The organism is Microbacterium sp. AK031 (assembly GCF_024807145.1).
In the GTDB taxonomy this organism is placed as follows: Bacteria; Actinomycetota; Actinomycetes; order Actinomycetales; family Microbacteriaceae; genus Microbacterium.
On the sequence record NZ_JANUCA010000006.1, the window covers coordinates 126736 to 144398 of the forward strand.

Sequence of the window (17663 nt, forward strand, 5' to 3'; positions counted from 1 at the left end):
TGCGACGCCACGACCCTCAGGGAGGGGCAGAATGGAAGAGACTCAGGAGGCTCCATGGACTACAGCGTGAAGAAGACCGAAGACGAGTGGCGCGCAGAACTCGGCGAAGAGCAGTATGCGGTGCTGCGTCAAGCCGCCACGGAGCGCGCGTGGACGGGTGAGCTTCTCGACGAGGAGCGCGCCGGTCTCTACACGTGCGGCGCGTGCGGCGTCGAGCTCTTCAAGAGCGGCACGAAGTTCGACTCCGGATGCGGATGGCCCAGCTTCTACGAGTCGATCCGCCCCGACGCGGTGCAGCTGATCGAGGACAACACCCTGGGCATGCAGCGCACGGAGGTGCGCTGCGCGAACTGCGGTTCGCACCTGGGCCATGTGTTCCCTGACGGGTTCGGGACTCCCACGGGCGACCGCTACTGCATGAATTCCCTCGCCCTGAACTTCACCCCTGGCGATACCGAGGCGTGAGCGCGCTCGATGCCGTGAGAGCGCGGCATTCCTGGTCGAGGGTCACCGACGTCGCTCCCACTCGTGAAGAACTGCTGACGCTGGTCGCCGCCGCCGGCCGCGTCGCCGATCACTCGTCGTTGCGCCCGTGGCGTCTGATCGAGTTGCGCGGCGAGGATCGCATGGCGCTCGGAAAGGCGATGGCCAAGGCTCAGGGCGACAAGGAGCCCTCGCCCAAGCCGTTGCGCGCTCCCCTGCTGATCGCCGTCGTGGCGAGCTTCCGCAAGAGCGACAAAGTGCCGCGCTGGGAACAGGAGGCCGTGGCTTCGGGCGTCGCACACACCTTGAGTCTGCTTCTCGACGAGGCCGGCTGGGGCGTCATCTGGCGTACCGGGCACTACACGCGTTCGAAGGCGGTCGCGAAGGCGCATGGACTGCAGAAGAACGAGGAGCTGCTGGGCTGGCTGTATGTCGGCGGCAAGCCTGTGGGTAAGAAGCCAGGACGTCGCAAGAGTGTCGATGCCAGCGCGATGCTGACGCGGATGCCGACGAAGGCGCAGAAGAAGACGAAGTAGTCAGCGGCGCCGCCGGCGCCAGGGCAGCGCCACCACGACCGATGCCACGGCTACCGCGATCATCACGGCGAGCTGCCAGTGCGCCGGTCCGGCCACCGGCGGCCACAGCAGATCGATGGCGACCGAGGTCGTCAACTGCCCGAGTACGGAGCCGAGTCCGAGCAGCAGCACACCGGTGTGCGCGACGATCGCCGCGCCGAGCAGGATGTATGCGAAGCCCAGCAGTCCTCCGAGATACAGCCACGGTTCGGTCGGCAGCGCATCCGGCATCCCGCGCAGCGCGACGCTGATCGACGCCGCGACGATGAGCAGCGCGGTTCCCGCGACGAAGCTCATCAGCGTCGCCGTCATGGGAGAGGCCACTCTCTGGGCGAGGCGGCCATTCGTCGCCGACTGCCACGCGATGCCGACGCCCGCCGCGAACGGCAGCAGCAGGAGCCACAGGGGCGCGCTCGCGATCACGTCCCCGCTGAGCGAGACTCCGACGGCGGCGAGCGCGAGTGCGCCGCCGAGCACCCGTCCGGGCGTCACCGCGACGACTCCCGATGGGCCGAAGCCGATCCTGTCGAGCACCAGCCCGTGCACGGTCTGCCCGGCGACGACGCCGACCGTGAACAGCGAGACGCCGAGCACGCCAGCTGTGACGCCCTGCGTGGACACAGTGAGTGCTCCGCAGGCGCCACCCAGCAGCATCCAGTTCGGGATGGTGCGAGAGCGGATGCCGCGCCAGAGGCGTCCGGCGCCGACGCGCGCCGACGGCAGCACGAGCGTGACGACGATGAGGACGATGAGTCCTGCTCCGAAGGAGACGAGGCCGGCGACGACGCCGTCGTCGATACGCACACCGAGCACCCCGTTTATGCGCGCCTGGATCGCCGTCATGGCGCCGATCGCGATGGCGCCGCCCAATGCCACCGGCGCGGGAAGGCTTCGGGTCGCGGTCACTCGAGCACACTACCCGAGCTGTCACCCGTGTTCGAAGTCGTCGGTCGGCGCTACTCTTGCGATATGTGCGCGAGCTACGGACTGGATCCCCGTTTCACCGATGCCGAGCTGCTCGCCGACGCGGACGCCGATGTCATCGAGGGGCTCCGGAACTGGGCCGAGCAGAACGCAGGCGAGACGTTGCGCCCCACGGGCAAGAATCTGCGCAATCTGAACCCGCTGGTCGTGTCGAACGGCGATGCCGTGTCACTTGAACCGGCGTGGTGGGGTTACCTGGTGAATGGTGAGCCGGCGAAGTTCCCCTCGATAAACACTCGCTCTGAGCGTCTGCAGGAGCGCCAAGGCGGCTTGAAGACCCGCGCGATCGTGCCTTCGACCGGGTGGTTCGAGATGCAGAAGCCCTCACGGGTCTGGCATGAGTTCGCCCTCGACAACCAGGCTCTGTTCGGCATGGCTGCTGTCACACAGCGCGGCCGCACGCCGGAGGGAGAGTGGATCACGTGCTACTCGATCGTGATGGCTCCCGCGTCGGAGCATCTGAAGGAGTTCCACGACCGGATGCCCGTGCTGATCCCGCCGGGGCTTAGCCAGCAGTGGTTGACCGTGCCGCCCGACCGAGAGCTGATCGACGAGGCGCTCCTCGCCTCGGGTCAGCTGGCCGAGCGGATCACCGTCTCGGCACGCCCCTAGGCACCGGGCATGCCGCACCTCGTCCTGATCGGGCTCGCCGCGATCCTGCTCTGGTCCCTGATCTCGCACCGTTTCCAGCGGTGGGGCGTCGCGGGGCCGATCGGTCTGTTGCTGCTCGGGGCCGTGACCGTCGTCTGGGACGTCGACGCGTTCAGCAGCGCGATCGACTCGCCGATCTCGGAGAAGATCGTCGAGATCATCCTCGCGGTCCTGCTCTTCGCCGATGCCACCGAGGTCAAGGGCGGCATCTTCGGTCGCGAAGGCAAGGTGATCGCGCGACTCGTGCTCATCGCACTGCCGCTGTCGATCGCACTGACCGTGACAGCGGGCGTATTCCTGATACCCGACGCCGGTCTGCTCGTGCTTCTCGCGATCGCATGCGTGATCCTGCCGACCGATTTCGCCGCGACCGCCTCACTCATTCGCAATCGGCACATTCCCGCGCGATTGCGTCAGATCCTGAATGTGGAGAGCGGATACAACGACGGACTGATCTCTCCGGTGTTCGGCATGTCACTGGCGTTGGCCGTCATCTGGTCTACGATAGAGCGCACACCGACAACCGATCTCACCGAGAATTCGCTCGATGGCCCGGTGACCGAGTTCCTGATGGCTTTCGTCAACGCTGTTCCGGCGACGGTCATCGCGATCGTGATCGGCATCATCCTGGGCGCCGGCATCGGGTATCTGGTCCGCATCGCGCGGGCGCGGGCGATCGCGGACGCCCTCGGGGCCCGCTACGTAATGCTGATCCTCCCGCTTATCGCCTATGGCGTGGCCAGCATCCCTGTCTTCAACGCGAACGGCTTCGTGGCGGCGTTCGTGGCCGGTATCGGGTACCGGCTGACACGCACGAGGGGTCATCGATCTGACGGCATCGATCACAGCGAACTGCTTCTCGTGGAGGAGGTGGGCGCACTGGCCGCGAACTTCGTATGGTTCGTGCTCGGCGGAGCGATGCTCATAGTCGTCACCTCGGGGGCCGACTGGTGGATGCTGTTGTTCGCCCTGCTCGGGCTGACTCTGCTGCGAATCATCCCGGTGTATCTGTCGCTCATGCGCAGCTCCGTCGGCAGAGGCGATCGTCTTCTCATCGGCGCGCTCGGTCCGCGTGGCACGGCGTCGATCGTGTTCGGGCTGCTCGCGTACAACGCGCTCCCGGAGGATGACGGCGTCATCGTGCTGACGGTCATGGTCGCCACTGTGGTCGGCAGCATCCTGCTGCACGGGTTGGCCGCGCCGTTGCTCCTCAGACGGCGACACCTCGAGGATGAGACAGCCTGACGCACGCGCCCGTCAAACGGAGCCGGGGATCAGTGCCTTTCGCAGCTGATCGCGTACGGCGTCGTCGACACCCGCCTTCTGAAGATAGGTCAGAGCTCCGCCATGCTCACGGTCGAGCCAGTCGAATGCGCCACTCAGCGCCACGACCGGAGATCCGGCCAGCACTTCCACCAGGTTGTCCGTGATCGGCACGCGGAAGCGCCGCACCTTGCGCAGCATCCGCTCTGTCCACTCCCCCGACAGGTTCGCCGCCGTCGCCGAGTAGTCGGCCAGGATGATCTCGCGATCGATGTCCAGCGCCGAGAGGATGAGTGCCACGACGAGGCCGGTGCGGTCCTTGCCGGCGGTGCAGTGCACGAGGACGGGGCCGTCCGCCCACGCGACCGTGCGGATGACGCGACCGAGGTCATCCTGATGACGGGTGAGTATCGTCTCGTACACCTCCTGCAGGGTGAGGGTGCGTGGATCGAACGAGCGCGGGGCACCATCGATCGGCACGGACAGCCGCCTCGCTCCTGTTCCGCGAAGTCGGTCGCGGCCGCCGATACGCCGGTCGAACGCCGAACGCAGGTCGATGACCTGTCTGATTCTGAGCTGATCCAGTTGCCTGCGCCCTTCACGGGTGAGCCTGTGAAGGGCATCGGAGCGATACAGCATGCCGGATGCCAGCACGCCAGGCGCGACCTCGCGGAAGTTGTGCGTGCCCGCCACATCGAGGCGGGTGACAGGCTCATCCATGCGGTCATGCTATCTGCGCAGGGGCGGGCGTCGGCTATCGTGAAACTTCATTCACGGAGGAGTTTCGATGGGACCTGAAGGGAGCGGCTCCCGGCCTCGCGCCCTGCGCGACGGAACGGCAGAGCCGCGCTTCGCCGCACGCTACGCGACGATCGACGAAGTCGCCGAGCTACTCGGCGTGACCCCGGTTTCACTTCGCCAGACGATGCGCCGTCGCGACTCCGGTGACGCGTCGTCCGCCAGCGACGCGTTCATCGATCCGATCGGAAACGTCTCCGGCTACCTCTGGGATCGCGACGACCTCACCTCCGAGGCGATCGCCGCATGGCACGATCGCCCGCGACGCGGGAGGAAGCCGAACAGCGCCCTGTAGCGCCTCGAGCGGTGCCGGCCTCTACCAGGCGTACGCCTCCGGCGCCTGTCCCCCAGGACCGGGGAAGATCTCGTCCAGGCCACGCAGATCGTCTGCGCTGAGCGTGATCTCCAGCGCTGCGACCGCAGACTCGAGTTGTGCGACCGTACGCGGGCCGATAATCGGGCCGGTGACGCCGGGCTGGTGCAACAACCAGGCGAGGCCCAGCGAAGAAGGTGCCCAACCGCGCTCTTTCGCGAAGAGCTCGTACGCATCGACCTGCTCCCGGTGCTCGGCGCGCATCGCAGCCGCCCGCCCCGTATTCGAGCGCGCATCGGGATCCGACGAGCCGCCGCTCAGCAGCCCACCCGACAGCGGCGACCAGGGCAGGATGCCGAGCCCGTAGTTCTGGGCAGCGGGGATGACTTCGAGTTCGATCGAGCGCTGGGCCAGGTTGTAGAGGGACTGCTCGCTCACGAGACCGAGGAAATGACGCTGCTGTGCGATCTCGTTCGCCTGTGCGATGTTCCACGCCGCGAAGTTCGAGCTGCCGGTGTAGACGACCTCGCCCCGAGCCACCAGCACCTCCATCGCCTGCCACATCTCCTGCCACGAGATGTGACGGTCGATGTGATGGAACTGGTACAGGTCGATCCGGTCTGTCTGCAGCCGACGCAGCGAGGAGGCTGCTTCGCGTCGAACCTGCCACGCGGACGCACCACGCGCATTGACGACATCACCGTCTGCAGTGGGGCTGACCATCGGCGAATGCACCTTCGTCGCCAGCACGATGTCATCGCGCACGCCAGGGCGCGCCGCGAACCACCGCCCGATGATCTCCTCGGTCGCGCCGCGACCGGCTGATCCGCCATAGGCGTTCGCCGTGTCGAAGAAATTGACACCCAGCTCGAGCGCGCGATCCATGATCGCGAACGAATCCTCTTCCGACGTGCGGTCCCCGAAGTTCATGGTGCCCAGCACGATCCGTGAAACCGACGTACCGGTGCGACCGAGATATGTGTAGTCCATGGCACCCATCCTCACACGCCGGCAAGGGCATGGGCGGGGACGTCGCGATGTTGTGGAGCCGACTACGGGATTCGAACCCGTGACATCCTGTTTACAAGACAGGTGCTCTACCAGCTGAGCTAAGTCGGCGAACGTGCCCAGTTTAGCGAGACCGGAGCACGTCTCCGAACCGGCCTACGCAGCCGGGGTCTCGGACGCCGTCGGTGTGGGCGTCGGGGACGCGGAATCCTCTGTATCGCTGGCCACGGTGAGCAGGAAGTTCGAAAACTCGACGGGGTCCTTGAGGGAGCCCACGTAGGCCTCCCCGTTGACGACGACCATCGGCGCGCTGGTCAGCACGAGGTCGTCGGAGCCGACAAGCGGGCCCTCAAGCGCACGTGACGTCGCCTCCTTCGCCCACGAGGCGAAGTCACCGTTCTCGATGCAGTCGCGAACGACCTTGACGTCGTCGACGCCGACCGCGATCGCCAGATCCGCGAGCTCGACGTCCGAACGGCCGTCGGTGTCCATCTCGGGCTGGTCGACGAGCAGCTCATGGTTGAAGGGATAGAACTGCGTCGGGGAGTGTGTCGCGACGCAGGCCGCCGCTGCTGCCGAACGCAGTGAGTACTTCGTGCCGTTGGAGCTGGCGGTGAGCATCGACACCGGGTGATAGGTGACGGTGACGACGCCCTCGTTTATCCACCCGGCGAGCTGACGAGCGTTCGCCCTCTCGAAGTCACCGGCACCCGGCGAGAGGTAGTCGACGTAGATGTGCACGTCGGCGGCAGTCTGCGATGCCGTGGGCTCCGGCGTCGGTTCGGCGGTCTCTTCTACGCCACTCTCGGTCTCTTCCGGAGCGGTCGTCTCGGGCACGTCCTCGGCGCCTACGCCTGGAGCAGTGTTCACGACGACGCCATCGGCATCCATGCCGGTCGGGCTCAGAGTCGGCTTCGACACCGACGATGTCACGGCCATGGCCACGGCGGTGCCGATCGCCCCGACGGCGACGACAGCGACAGCCCCGACGATGATGCGCCGCATGATGCGCGCCCTCGATTGCTTGGCGTGCACCTTCTGTGCCTTCTCCCGAACCGCCTCACGAGAATTGCGAGGGGTGGGGACGTTCGGCGTTTCGTCGCTCGACATCGTTCCTCTTGAAAGTCTTGGTGGGGACGGGCTCCCCGGCGTCCTCTTCACAAGCAGGACCGCATTCGATGTTAACCAGTCAGGCTGGGAAATACCCAGGTGCCGCCGCTCCGTGCCATACTTGACTCGGCCCAAGGGTGGGCCACGGTGGCTCATACCCACCGCATCCATCACAACGGATCGTCCGGCACGTACCTGCCGGTGAAGGAGAAAACAATGGCATCTGTCACTTTCGACGCGGCCACGCGTCTGTACCCGGGCGGCACCCGTCCGGCAGTCGACAAGCTCGACCTCGAGGTCGCAGACGGCGAATTCCTCGTCCTCGTCGGCCCTTCCGGTTGCGGTAAGTCCACCTCGCTTCGCATGCTCGCCGGCCTCGAAGAGGTCAACGACGGCCGCATCCTCATCGGCGATCGCGACGTCACCGATGTGCCGCCGAAGGACCGCGACATCGCCATGGTCTTCCAGAACTACGCGCTGTACCCCCACATGACGGTCGCCGAGAACATGGGCTTCGCCCTGAAGATCGCCGGCATCAACAAGGAGGAGCGCGCCGCCCGCGTGCTCGAGGCAGCCAAGCTCCTCGACCTTGAGGAGTACCTGACCCGCAAGCCGAAGGCGCTCTCCGGTGGTCAGCGTCAGCGCGTCGCGATGGGTCGCGCGATCGTCCGCCAGCCGCAGGTGTTCCTCATGGACGAGCCGCTGTCGAACCTCGATGCGAAGCTCCGCGTGCAGACGCGAACGCAGATCGCCTCTCTGCAGCGTCGCCTCGGCGTCACCACGGTCTACGTCACGCACGACCAGACTGAGGCGCTCACCATGGGCGACCGCATCGCGGTCCTCAAGGACGGTCTCCTGCAGCAGGTCGGCACGCCGCGCGACCTGTACGAGAAGCCGGAGAACGTGTTCGTCGCCGGATTCATCGGCTCGCCCGCCATGAACCTGTTCTCGGCTGACCTCGCCGAAGGCGGAGTCCGGTTCGGTTCCGAGGTCGTCCCGCTCGACCGCGACACCGTCGGACGCGCGCATGGCAGCCAGGTCACGGTCGGCGTCCGCCCCGAGGACATCGTCGTCGGCCCTGCCGACGGCCAGGGTCTCTCGGTCACGGTCGACCTCGTCGAGGAGCTCGGCGCTGACGGCTACCTCTACGGTCACACCGAGGTCAACGGCAAGCGCGCCGACCTGGTCGCTCGCGTCGACGGCCGCAGCCACCCGAACGCCGGCGAGACGGTCACGCTCGCGGCATCCGCCGGACACGTTCACGCGTTCGACATCGAGTCCGGTCTGCGCCTGAACGACAAGCCGGTCACCTCGGCCGCGTAAGTTCCATCGCACACGGCGCGGGCCGACCTTCGGGTCGCCCGCGCCGTGTCGTTTCCCCAGGAGCCACATGCAGGACGCACTGCGCATCACCGCCAGCAAGGTCAACCCTGAGCTGCTGGCTCTGCCCTGGTCGACGCCGCTCGCGAAGTGGCCGTCCGAGCGCATCGTCTCACTGCCCAAGGGCCTCTCCCGCCACCTGGTGCGTTTCGCCGATCTGTCCGGCCGTGTCGTCGCCGTCAAGGAGACCACCGCCGAGATGGCGCAACGCGAATACGACATGCTGGGCAACCTGGCCAGGCTCGATGTGCCATGCGTCGATCGCGTCGCCGTGATCGCCGGACGCTCGGATGCCGCGGGCGCCCCCCTCCCAGCTGTGCTGGTGACATCGCACCTGCGATTCTCAATGCCCTACCGCGCCCTCTTCACGCGCGTCCTGCGCCCGGACACCGCCACCCGGCTCGTCGACGCCCTGGCGCTGCTGCTCGTGCGAGTGCACAACGTCGGGTTCTACTGGGGCGATGTCTCGCTGTCGAACACGCTCTTCCGACGCGACGCCGGCGCCTTCGCCGCCTATCTGGTGGACGCCGAGACAGGCGAGCTCCACGAAGAAGGGCTCACAGAAGGACAGCGGCTCTACGACCTGGATCTCGCCAGAACGAACATCGCCGGCGAGATCATGGACCTCGCCGCCGGTGGCCGGCTCGAGCACGGAGTGGATGCCGTCGCCATTGCCGACGGCATCGTCTCCTCGTACCATTCGCTGTGGGCAGCGCTGACCGCCGAGGAGTCCTTCTCAGCGAATGAGACCTGGCGCATCACGGAACGGGTCGAACGACTGAACGCCCTCGGGTTCGACATCGATGAGATGTCGATGACGACCACCGGAGACGGAACCGTCGTCGAGATCCAGCCGAAGGTGGTCGACGCAGGACACCATCAGCGCCGGCTCATCCGCCTCACCGGACTCGATGTCGAGGAGAACCAGGCGCGGCGGCTGCTGAACGACCTCGACGAGTTCCGCGCACGCTCCAAGAAGGAGTGGGCAGATGAGGAGATGTTCGCGCACGAGTGGCTCACCAGGGTGTTCGAACCCGTCGTGCGCGCGATCCCCTACGAGCTGCGTGCCAAGCTCGAGCCGGCGGAGGTGTTCCACCAGGTCCTGGAGCACCGCTGGTACCTCTCTCAGGCGAACGGCCGCTCGGTGCCTCTGGCAGAGGTGCTGACCTCGTACATCAACGATGTGCTGCGGCATCGCCGCGACGAAGCCACGATCATGGGCCCGCCGACCGAGACCATGTCACTGCCCGTCATGACCGGTGCTGTGGCAGTCACCGAAGACACCGGTGAGGTCGACTGGCGAGACCTCGTCTGAGGTTCCCGTCTACTCCCCGGCGAGCTGGGCGCGCACCGTCGCCACCTGGTACAGCGCGACGGATGCCGCGATGCCGGCGTTCAGCGACTCGGTGGCCGCCGAGATCGGGATCGAGACGATCTGATCGCAGTTCTCGGTGACCAGGCGCGAGAGCCCCTTGCCCTCTGAGCCCACGACGATGACCACAGGACGATCAGCCAACTGGAGCGCCGGCAGCGACACATCGCCGCCACCGTCGAGGCCGATCACGAACACGCCCTGCTTCTTGAACTCCTTCAGCTGCGTGGTCAGGTTCGTCGCCATCGCCACAGGAATACGGGCCGCGGCTCCGGCGCTCGTCTTCCAGGCTGCCGAGTTCACACCAGCCGAACGACGCTGCGGCAGGATGATGCCATGCCCACCGAAAGCCGCTGTCGAGCGGATGATCGCACCGAGGTTACGCGGGTCGGTGATGCCGTCAAGTGCGACGAACAGCGGCAGTTCACCGCGATCGATCACCTGCTCGAGCAGATCCTGCGGGTGCGCGTACTCGTAGGGAGGAACTTTGAGCGCGACGCCCTGGTGCACGCCGTCGAAGCCCGCCATCCGGTCGAGTTCCTGACGCGTGACCTCCATCACGGGGATGCCACGATGCGTGGCGATGGAGAGCATCTCCTTGACGCGGTCGTCCATCTCGACGCGCTGCGCGACGTAGAACGCAGTCGCCGGGATCTTGGCCCGCAGGGCCTCCAGAACCGAATTGCGTCCGGTGACGTTCTCCGTCTCATCGCCGGCCTTCGCCTTGGACGAGCGGTTCTGGTTGCTCGCGCTGTTCGGACGCCCCCCGGGCCTACCCTTGCCGCCGGATGCCGCGAAGCGTTCGGCCGCGGCCTTGCGCTTGCCTGCCGGGTGCCAGGCCCGATCCTCCGCCTTGGGGGTCGGCCCGCGGCCTTCGAGCGATTTGCGCCCGAGTCCGCCGGTGCCCTTGAGCGGGCCCTTCTTCTTGCCGTTGCTTGCGCCGGGGCGCTGTGGCTTAGCCATCAATACTCCAATGAGTTCCGTCTGCTGTGTCTTCAAGAGCGATGCCCGCGGCCGCGATCGCGTCGCGGATGCGGTCTGCCGTCGCCCAGTCCTTGTCGGCCCGTGCGTGGGCGCGTTGCGTGATCATGGTCTGCACGAGCGCGTCGAGAGCGGATGCTGCGGCGCCGCCGCTCGTGTTCCACTGGGGATCGAGCGGATCGATGCCCAGCACGCTCGTCATCGCGGCGACCTCGTGCACTGCACGCTCGGCCTCCAGGGTGTCACCGCTGTCCAGTGCTGCGTTCCCGCGTCGCACAGATTCGTGAACCACAGCCAGGGCTTGCGGGACACCGAGATCGTCGTCCATCGCGCGTTCGAACTCCGAGGGCAGGACGCCGGCTGCCGCGGCGACTTCCTCAAGAGCCGCGTCGTGCTGCGATCGAAGATGATCTTCTGTCCGCGCGTCATCGTTTCCCCGCGCCTCGTCGTTGGCGACAACGGCTCGTTCGGCCCTCGCGAGGAAGGTCGAGATGCGGCCCAGCGCCGCTTCGGCCTCGGCGTAAGAAGACTCGGTGAGGTCGAGGCTCGATCGGTAATGCGCAGCGGCGAGCGCATAGCGCACGACCAAGGGGTCGTGCTCGGCGAGCACATCGGCGGCGAGCGTGAAGTTGCCGAGCGACTTCGACATCTTCTGCCCGTCGACGGTCACCAGGCCGTTGTGCACCCAGTACCGCGCGAAGCCAACACCTGCCGCCGTCGACTGCGCGAGCTCGTTCTCGTGGTGCGGGAAACGCAGGTCGCGTCCGCCGCCATGGATGTCGAACTCTGCGCCGAGGTAGCGCTTGGCCATGGCCGAACACTCGATATGCCAGCCGGGTCGGCCGGCACCCCACGGCGCTGCCCATACCGCGTCGCCCGGCTCATCGGGTTTGGCGCCCTTCCAGAGGGCGAAGTCCTGAAGATTGCGCTTGCCGCGAGGATCGGCGTCTTCGGCGGCCTCCATCGCATCGATCGACTGGCGCGTGAGCGAACCGTACTCAGCCCAGGAACGCACGTCGAAGTAGACGTCGCCCGAACCGTCCGGCGCCGGATACGCATGACCGCGCTCGATCAAGGTCTGGATCAGCTCTTGCATCTGAGGAATGGATGCCGTCGCGCGAGGTTCATATGTCGGAGCAAGGATGCCGACGCCGGCGTACGCAGACATGAACTGCTGCTCCATCCGGTAGGCCAGCGCCCACCAGGGCTCGGCATCCGTGGCATTGACGAGGACTTTGTCATCTATGTCGGTGACGTTGCGGACGAAGGTCACACGTCCGAACCGATGGCTGAGCCAGCGGCGCAGGATGTCGAAGCTCAGCGCCGCGCGGACATGTCCGATATGAGGGCCGGACTGCACCGTGGGCCCGCACACGTACATCGTGACGTTCTCGGGGTCGAGCGGCACGAAGTCGCGCAGCTGCTGTGCGCGGGTGTCATAGAGGCGGAGAGTCACTGCACCAGACTACCCGGGGTATATGAGCGCGACCGCTGTGACGGCGATGCCCTCGCCACGGCCGGTGAATCCGAGACCATCTGTCGTCGTCGCGGTCACGGCGACCGATGCCCCGCCGAGGGCTGCGGACAGCGAACGCTCCGCCTCCGCGCGGCGGGCACTGAATCGCGGCCGATTGCTTTGGAACTGCACCGAGACGTTGCCGATCGTGAAGCCGGCCTCTGCCAGGAGATGCGCAGTGCGGGCCAGGAACACGTCGGCGTGCGCTCCGGCGTATTCGGGATGCGAGGTGCCGAAGTGCTCGCCGATATCGCCGAGCCCGGCGGCACCGAGCAGCGCGTCGACCATGGCGTGTGCGACCGCGTCGCCGTCGGAATGACCAGACAACGGCTGCTCGCCCGGCCATTCGAGACCGGCGAGCCAGAGGTTGCCGTCGCCGCCGAAAGCGTGCACGTCTGTACCGATGCCCACACGGGGTACGACTTGTGCAGCCGCGGCCGGCACGGTCGTTGCGAGAAGCTGTCGAGCGCGCGCGAGGTCCCCTGGCGTCGTGATCTTGAAGGCGAGTTCCGATCCGCGGATGTGACGGACCGGATGTCCTGCGGCTGCGAACAGTGCGGCGTCGTCGGTGTACTCCACGCCTGATTCCGCCGCCGCGGCATACGCCGCCTCGAGGAGGGCGCGGGGGAAGCCCTGCGGGGTCTGCGCAGCCGCCAGCTCGGAACGATCGACGGCAGCGACGACGTCATCCGCATCCACCCGCTTGAGCGTGTCGATGACCGGCAGGGCGGGTATCACCCCTGCATCTGCGGTCACCGTTGCCGCGACTGCGTCGATCTGCGTCGCCGGCGTCAGAGCGCGCGCCGCATCGTGGACGAGCACTGTGGAGATGTCGCCCCACAGCGCCGCAAGCCCGGCAACGACGGATCGCTGTCTGGTCTCGCCGCCTGTCACGACGCGACCGAGTTCGTGACGGTCCAGTGCGGCGGCGCGCAACTCGGTCTCAGCGTCGCCCTCGTGCCCCTCGGGCGCGACGACGATCACCTGCGCAGGCGCGGACGCGAACACGCCGTCCAGCGCGTGCCGAAGAATCGAGTGCTCGTCGATGCCGACGAACGCTTTGGGCTCCGCAGCGCCCAATCGGGTTCCGGAACCGCCGGCGACGACGATGATCGCCGTCGTCGGCACAGGAATGAGAGTCACACGCTCACACTAGCGAGGCCCGAAAGCCCGGGCCATCAGGAAGCGAGAACCTCATCGAGCAGCGCCCCGGCCTTGTCCTCGTCGCACTTCTCGGCGAGCGCGAGCTCGGAGATGAGGATCTGACGGGCCTTCGCGAGCATGCGCTTCTCGCCAGCGGACAGACCGCGATCCTGATCGCGACGCCACAGGTCGCGCACGACCTCACTGACCTTGATCACATCGCCGGAGGCGAGCTTCTCGAGGTTCGCCTTGTAACGACGGGACCAGTTCGTGGGCTCTTCCGTAAACGGGGCGCGGAGCACCTCGAACACGTGATCCAGCCCCTCCTGGCCGATGACGTCGCGAACGCCGACGAGGTCGACATTCTCTGCAGGAACCTCGATGATGAGATCGCCCTGGGTGACGTTGAGCTTGAGGTACTTCTTCGTCTCGCCCTTGATGACGCGATCCTTGACCTCGATGATCGTCGCGGCCCCATGGTGCGGATAGACGACCGTCTCGCCAACTTCAAAAAGCATAAAATCGTGTCCTTTCGGCAACCTCCAGAATACCACAGGCAACATGCACTAAGGTTTGCTCCGCATGGTCCCCTGGAGCCCCCTTCCGTACCCGTAGAATGGGTTCGGATATCCCAAATCTCCCAGGAGGACCCGTGAAATCGCGCCTTGTAGCGTCTGCCGCCATCAGCGCCCTCGTTCTGCTCGGCGCAACGGGATGCACGTTCATCACCCCGCAGTCGACTGAGATCCAGTACTCGGCATCCGACGGGGTGAACATCGCCGACACCGACGGCCCCCTCGAGATCCGCAACGCGATGATCATCGCGACGGACGACGGCTCGACGGGGAACCTCGTCGCCGCGATCCTGAACCCGACCGACAAGGCTGCGACGCTCACGGTCGAGATCGAGGGCCTCGACCCCCTCACAGTCAGAGTGGGCGCCGATGACTCGATCAGCCTCGGCGCGAACGCCGAGCCGCTGCGCATCGACGATCTCGACACGATGCCTGGAGCGACGATCAAGGTCTACTTCCAGTCCGGCGACGCCACCGGCTCCGCCGCTGACGTGCCTGTGCTGGATGGCGCGCTCTCGTACTACGCCGATCTGGTTCCTCAGGACGACGACGCCTGAGCGTCTCCGCACGCGTTGCTGACGAGGAGAGGCCGGCACCGCCGAGGGGTGACCGGCCTCTCCTCGTCAGCGAGCATCATCCCTCGAAGCGATACCCCAGACCGCGCACGGTGACGAGCATGACCGGCTCGCCGGGGTTCTCCTCGATGCGGGAGCGGATGCGCTTGATGTGCACGTCGAGCGTCTTCGTGTCTCCGAAGTAGTCGCTGCCCCACACCCGGTCGATGAGCTGGCCCCGGGTGAGCACACGGCCCGAGTTGCGCATCAGCACCTCGAGGAGCTCGAACTCCTTGAGCGGCATGTTGATCTCTTCGCCGGAGACCGTCACGGTGTGCCGGTCGATGTCGAGCGTGACACGTCCGCCGTCGAGCACGCGCTCATCGAGATCGCTGTCGGCCTGCACCACACGTCGCAGCACGGCACGCATGCGTGCAAGCAGCTCACGAGACGAGTACGGCTTGGTGATGTAGTCATCGGCGCCGAGTTCGAGCCCCACCACGATGTCCACCTCGGAGTCCTTCGCCGTGAGCATGATGATCGGCACCGCGGAGGTCGAGCGGATCTGCCGGCATACCTCGGTGCCCGGCATCCCCGGCAGCATGAGATCGAGCAGGACGATGTCGGCGCCGCGCTCTCTGAACGCGGTCAGAGCGCCAGGCCCGTCCTCCGCGATCTCCACCTCATAGCCTTCGCGGCGCAGCAGGTAGGCAAGCGGGTCAGCAAGGTCTGGCTCGTCCTCGACGAGAAGGATTCGGGTCATACGGTCTCTCCGTTTCGGGCGCGCAGGGCTGCGGCTTTGGCCGCCTTCCTGGCGCGCTTCTTCTTGTTCTTGCGATCAGTCGCCTCCGGCACCGGAGCATCGATGCGAGGCAGAACCATGGTGAAGGTCGATCCGCGGCTCGGTCTGGACCACACTCGGACCTCGCCGCCGTGCCGTTGCGTCGCGTGCTTCACGATCGAGAGCCCGAGGCCGGTGCCGCCGGTGCGGCGCGAACGTGCCTCGTCCGCCCGGTAGAAGCGCTCGAAGATGCGCTCGCGGTCAGACTCCGAGATGCCGATGCCCTGGTCGGACACCGCGACCTCGAGCGTCTCCCCCTCGATCTTCACGCCGACGCCGACGCGCGAGCCCCGTGGTGAGTACACGATCGCGTTGGCGATGAGATTGCCGACCGCCTCGATGAGTATCTGTGCGTCGCCGCGGACGAACGCGCCTCTGTCGCCGCCGCGGACGAGCTCAACGCCGGCGGAATCCGCCTGCACCGCGTGCGCTTCTATCGACGCCGTGATGACCTCGTCCATCGCCACCGGGTCGAAGTCCGTGATCCCGTCGGCCGCCTGCAGCCGTGACAGGCTCATGATGCGGCCGGTGAGCTGTCCGAGCCTGGCAGCCTCTGCGGAGATGCGTGAGGCGAAGATCCGCACCTGCGCAGGATCGTCCGCCGCGGATTCGATGGCCTCTGCGAGCAGGCTGACGGCGCCCACCGGCGTCTTCAGCTCGTGGCTGGTGTTGGCGACGAAATCGCGTCGCACCTGATCCAGACGCTCCTGCTCGGTGACATCGCGGACGATGAGGAGCGTGAGCCGCGCGCCGAGCGCGCTCGCCCGCGCCGACACCAGTCGCGGATCGAGGCTGACTCCAGGACGCGTGATGCGCATCGTCTCGGTCGTGGATGCTCCGCTCGAGCGGAGCGTGCGCACGAGGTCGCGCAGTTCCGGGATGTCCAGCGTCGCACCGACTTCGATTCCGAAGCGCGCCGCGGCATGGGAGATCGCGAGGACAAGACCGGACGGGTCGACGATGCACGCGGCATCATCCATGCTGTCGAGCACATCGACCGCACCCCGCGGAACCACCGATGACGCTTCCTCCGCCACTTTGGCGCGAGCACGGTACGCCCAGAACAAGAGCAAGGCCAGGCCGATGCCGATCACCAGACCGATGGCGAGGGCAAGCAGCGCGATCTGCGGCGAGTTCATGTCACCAGCGTAGAGTGCGTTCACCTCGCGTCCGGCGAGTTTCCGCGCCATCTCGGACGCCGGCGAACTAGTATTCACGTGCCGGGCACCATTCGTTAACCTTCGACGAACACAATCGCCTAGGGCGTGCGCACACTGCAGCGCCCGCCATCAGCCGGCCAGACCGCCCGAGCTCCGAACGAAAGGTTGCGCCGCTCATGCGTGAACTCTTCCATCAGTCCCTCGAGGACGTGCAGTCCCGTCTCGTGGAGATCGCCGACCTCGTCACCGTCTCCATCGACAAGGCCACTCGCGCCTTCGCCACCGGCGACGTCGCTCTCGCAGAGGAGGTCATCGCCGACGATGCGAAGATCGACGCTCTTGCAGTGAAGCTCGACGCTCAGGCCATCGAGATCCTCGCCCGCCAGCAGCCCGTCGCCCGTGACCTGCGCATCGTCGTGTTCGCGCTCCGGGTGAGCGCATCCCTGGAGCGCATGGGCGACATGTCAGAGCACATCGCACAGCTCTCGCGCCTGCGCTTCCCCGAGCGCGCCATCCCCAAGGGCCTGAAGAGCACCTTCACCCGGATGGGTGAACTCGACGTCGAGATCGCACGCACGCTCAGTGAGCTGCTGCGGACGCAGGATCTGCGATTCGCGGATGAGATCCGCAATTCGGATGACGATGTGGACGAACTGCACGCCAAGGTCTTCGAGAAGGTGCTCAGCGACAACTGGAAGGGCGAAGCGGGCGCCACCGTCGACGCCACTCTCGCCAGCCGTTACCACGAGCGCTTCGCCGACCACGCTGTCGCCATCGCCAAGAAGGTCGTCTACCTCTCGACCGGCGACTGGGCTGTCGACGAGGAGGACATCGCCCTCGCCGCAGCCGAGGCCCAGTTAGCCGAAGGCCAGGAGCCCGACGGCAAGGGCACCGCCTGAATCTCGCTACGAGGCACTTTCGCGCCGAGACCCCCTGCAGAATCCCTGCAGGGGGTC

Annotated in this window: 19 protein-coding genes and 1 tRNA gene; 9 read left to right on the forward strand and 11 right to left on the reverse strand. The window is 66.5% G+C overall.

The window, feature by feature from the left end; translation table 11 throughout:
• Positions 1-54: 54 nt before the first annotated feature.
• Together msrB and HDC95_RS12385 are read left to right on the forward strand one after the other, a co-directional pair.
• Complete coding sequence (msrB, locus tag HDC95_RS12380; protein ID WP_259063838.1) at positions 55-465, forward strand: peptide-methionine (R)-S-oxide reductase MsrB; 411 nt, start codon at positions 55-57, stop codon at positions 463-465.
• On the forward strand, positions 462-1019 hold the full coding sequence (locus HDC95_RS12385) for a nitroreductase family protein (protein ID WP_259063839.1): 558 nt from the start codon (positions 462-464) through the stop codon (positions 1017-1019). Before msrB ends, HDC95_RS12385 begins: the two co-directional genes overlap by 4 nt.
• Here HDC95_RS12385 and HDC95_RS12390 read toward each other — a convergent pair whose 3' ends face one another.
• A complete protein-coding gene (locus tag HDC95_RS12390; RefSeq protein ID WP_396652705.1) occupies positions 1020-1934 on the reverse strand; it encodes a DMT family transporter in 915 nt (304 codons plus the stop codon). It abuts the gene before it with no gap.
• A 93-nt stretch (positions 1935-2027) separates the two neighbouring features.
• Here HDC95_RS12390 and HDC95_RS12395 point away from each other — a divergent pair, with 93 nt between their 5' ends.
• Together HDC95_RS12395 and HDC95_RS12400 are read left to right on the forward strand one after the other, a co-directional pair.
• Positions 2028-2654, forward strand: coding sequence for an SOS response-associated peptidase (locus tag HDC95_RS12395; RefSeq protein ID WP_259063841.1), 627 nt, complete (start codon positions 2028-2030; stop codon positions 2652-2654).
• Positions 2655-2663: 9 nt separating this feature from the next.
• A complete protein-coding gene (locus HDC95_RS12400) occupies positions 2664-3938 on the forward strand; it encodes a cation:proton antiporter (protein ID WP_259063842.1) in 1275 nt (424 codons plus the stop codon).
• Positions 3939-3950: 12 nt separating this feature from the next.
• On the opposite strand, the gene HDC95_RS12405 is transcribed toward HDC95_RS12400, so the two are convergent.
• Complete coding sequence (locus tag HDC95_RS12405; RefSeq protein ID WP_259063843.1) at positions 3951-4676, reverse strand: tyrosine-protein phosphatase; 726 nt, start codon at positions 4674-4676, stop codon at positions 3951-3953.
• Positions 4677-4743: 67 nt separating this feature from the next.
• On the opposite strand from HDC95_RS12405, the gene HDC95_RS12410 reads away from it, so the two are divergent.
• Positions 4744-5049, forward strand: coding sequence for a hypothetical protein (locus tag HDC95_RS12410; protein WP_259063844.1), 306 nt, complete (start codon positions 4744-4746; stop codon positions 5047-5049).
• Between the two features lie 21 nt (positions 5050-5070).
• Here the strand turns inward: HDC95_RS12410 and HDC95_RS12415 are convergent, their stop codons facing one another.
• From HDC95_RS12415 to HDC95_RS12425, 3 genes are all read right to left on the reverse strand, one after another.
• Positions 5071-6057, reverse strand: a complete 987-nt coding sequence (locus HDC95_RS12415; RefSeq protein WP_259063845.1) for an aldo/keto reductase — start codon at positions 6055-6057, stop codon at positions 5071-5073.
• A 53-nt stretch (positions 6058-6110) separates the two neighbouring features.
• Positions 6111-6186: transfer RNA gene (locus tag HDC95_RS12420), tRNA-Thr, on the reverse strand.
• A 45-nt stretch (positions 6187-6231) separates the two neighbouring features.
• Positions 6232-7185 carry a thioredoxin domain-containing protein gene (locus HDC95_RS12425; protein ID WP_259063846.1) on the reverse strand — a complete coding sequence of 318 codons (954 nt, stop codon included), beginning with the start codon at positions 7183-7185 and terminating at the stop codon, positions 6232-6234.
• Positions 7186-7401: 216 nt separating this feature from the next.
• On the opposite strand from HDC95_RS12425, the gene HDC95_RS12430 reads away from it, so the two are divergent.
• Both HDC95_RS12430 and HDC95_RS12435 read left to right on the forward strand, forming a co-directional pair.
• Complete coding sequence (locus tag HDC95_RS12430; protein WP_259063847.1) at positions 7402-8508, forward strand: ABC transporter ATP-binding protein; 1107 nt, start codon at positions 7402-7404, stop codon at positions 8506-8508.
• Between the two features lie 67 nt (positions 8509-8575).
• Positions 8576-9880: a DUF4032 domain-containing protein gene (locus HDC95_RS12435; RefSeq protein WP_259063848.1), complete on the forward strand. Its 1305-nt coding sequence runs from the start codon at positions 8576-8578 to the stop codon at positions 9878-9880.
• 9 nt (positions 9881-9889) lie between these two features.
• Here the strand turns inward: HDC95_RS12435 and rlmB are convergent, their stop codons facing one another.
• Genes rlmB through HDC95_RS12455 form a run of 4 tightly spaced genes read right to left on the reverse strand, consistent with a single transcriptional unit; the run spans position 9890 to position 14095 of the window.
• Positions 9890-10900, reverse strand: coding sequence for a 23S rRNA (guanosine(2251)-2'-O)-methyltransferase RlmB (gene rlmB / locus HDC95_RS12440; RefSeq protein WP_259063849.1), 1011 nt, complete (start codon positions 10898-10900; stop codon positions 9890-9892).
• Entirely contained in the window at positions 10893-12374 is a 1482-nt protein-coding gene (cysS, locus tag HDC95_RS12445; protein ID WP_259063850.1) for a cysteine--tRNA ligase, read from the reverse strand. Before cysS ends, rlmB begins: the two co-directional genes overlap by 8 nt.
• Positions 12375-12383: 9 nt before the next feature.
• On the reverse strand, positions 12384-13577 hold the full coding sequence (gene ispD, locus HDC95_RS12450) for a 2-C-methyl-D-erythritol 4-phosphate cytidylyltransferase (protein WP_259063851.1): 1194 nt from the start codon (positions 13575-13577) through the stop codon (positions 12384-12386).
• 35 nt (positions 13578-13612) lie between these two features.
• Positions 13613-14095, reverse strand: coding sequence for a CarD family transcriptional regulator (locus HDC95_RS12455; RefSeq protein WP_033106646.1), 483 nt, complete (start codon positions 14093-14095; stop codon positions 13613-13615).
• 134 nt (positions 14096-14229) lie between these two features.
• On the opposite strand from HDC95_RS12455, the gene HDC95_RS12460 reads away from it, so the two are divergent.
• Positions 14230-14709, forward strand: coding sequence for a DNA modification methylase (locus HDC95_RS12460; RefSeq protein ID WP_259063854.1), 480 nt, complete (start codon positions 14230-14232; stop codon positions 14707-14709).
• 76 nt (positions 14710-14785) lie between these two features.
• On the opposite strand, the gene HDC95_RS12465 is transcribed toward HDC95_RS12460, so the two are convergent.
• The gene (locus HDC95_RS12465; protein WP_188437158.1) at positions 14786-15469 is read right to left on the reverse strand and encodes a response regulator transcription factor; all 684 of its coding nucleotides are present in this window, start codon (positions 15467-15469) and stop codon (positions 14786-14788) included.
• Entirely contained in the window at positions 15466-16686 is a 1221-nt protein-coding gene (locus HDC95_RS12470) for a cell wall metabolism sensor histidine kinase WalK (protein WP_259063856.1), read from the reverse strand. Before HDC95_RS12470 ends, HDC95_RS12465 begins: the two co-directional genes overlap by 4 nt.
• A gap of 197 nt (positions 16687-16883) precedes the next feature.
• On the opposite strand from HDC95_RS12470, the gene phoU reads away from it, so the two are divergent.
• The gene (phoU, locus tag HDC95_RS12475; protein WP_259063858.1) at positions 16884-17606 is read left to right on the forward strand and encodes a phosphate signaling complex protein PhoU; all 723 of its coding nucleotides are present in this window, start codon (positions 16884-16886) and stop codon (positions 17604-17606) included.
• Positions 17607-17663 lie beyond the last annotated feature (57 nt).

What these genes read in the sequence shown, in the direction of transcription:
- msrB (WP_259063838.1), top strand. Translation starts at nt 55, where the DNA reads ATGGACTACAGCGTGAAGAAGACCGAAGACGAGTGGCGCGCAGAACTC.
- HDC95_RS12400 (WP_259063842.1), top strand. Translation starts at nt 2,664, where the DNA reads ATGCCGCACCTCGTCCTGATCGGGCTCGCCGCGATCCTGCTCTGGTCC.
- rlmB (WP_259063849.1), bottom strand. Translation starts at nt 10,900, where the DNA reads ATGGCTAAGCCACAGCGCCCCGGCGCAAGCAACGGCAAGAAGAAGGGC.
- HDC95_RS12430 (WP_259063847.1), top strand. Translation starts at nt 7,402, where the DNA reads ATGGCATCTGTCACTTTCGACGCGGCCACGCGTCTGTACCCGGGCGGC.
- HDC95_RS12470 (WP_259063856.1), bottom strand. Translation starts at nt 16,686, where the DNA reads ATGAACTCGCCGCAGATCGCGCTGCTTGCCCTCGCCATCGGTCTGGTG.
- HDC95_RS12465 (WP_188437158.1), bottom strand. Translation starts at nt 15,469, where the DNA reads ATGACCCGAATCCTTCTCGTCGAGGACGAGCCAGACCTTGCTGACCCG.
- HDC95_RS12405 (WP_259063843.1), bottom strand. Translation starts at nt 4,676, where the DNA reads ATGGATGAGCCTGTCACCCGCCTCGATGTGGCGGGCACGCACAACTTC.
- HDC95_RS12395 (WP_259063841.1), top strand. Translation starts at nt 2,028, where the DNA reads ATGTGCGCGAGCTACGGACTGGATCCCCGTTTCACCGATGCCGAGCTG.
- HDC95_RS12415 (WP_259063845.1), bottom strand. Translation starts at nt 6,057, where the DNA reads ATGGACTACACATATCTCGGTCGCACCGGTACGTCGGTTTCACGGATC.
- HDC95_RS12435 (WP_259063848.1), top strand. Translation starts at nt 8,576, where the DNA reads ATGCAGGACGCACTGCGCATCACCGCCAGCAAGGTCAACCCTGAGCTG.
- HDC95_RS12455 (WP_033106646.1), bottom strand. Translation starts at nt 14,095, where the DNA reads ATGCTTTTTGAAGTTGGCGAGACGGTCGTCTATCCGCACCATGGGGCC.
- HDC95_RS12410 (WP_259063844.1), top strand. Translation starts at nt 4,744, where the DNA reads ATGGGACCTGAAGGGAGCGGCTCCCGGCCTCGCGCCCTGCGCGACGGA.
- HDC95_RS12425 (WP_259063846.1), bottom strand. Translation starts at nt 7,185, where the DNA reads ATGTCGAGCGACGAAACGCCGAACGTCCCCACCCCTCGCAATTCTCGT.
- phoU (WP_259063858.1), top strand. Translation starts at nt 16,884, where the DNA reads ATGCGTGAACTCTTCCATCAGTCCCTCGAGGACGTGCAGTCCCGTCTC.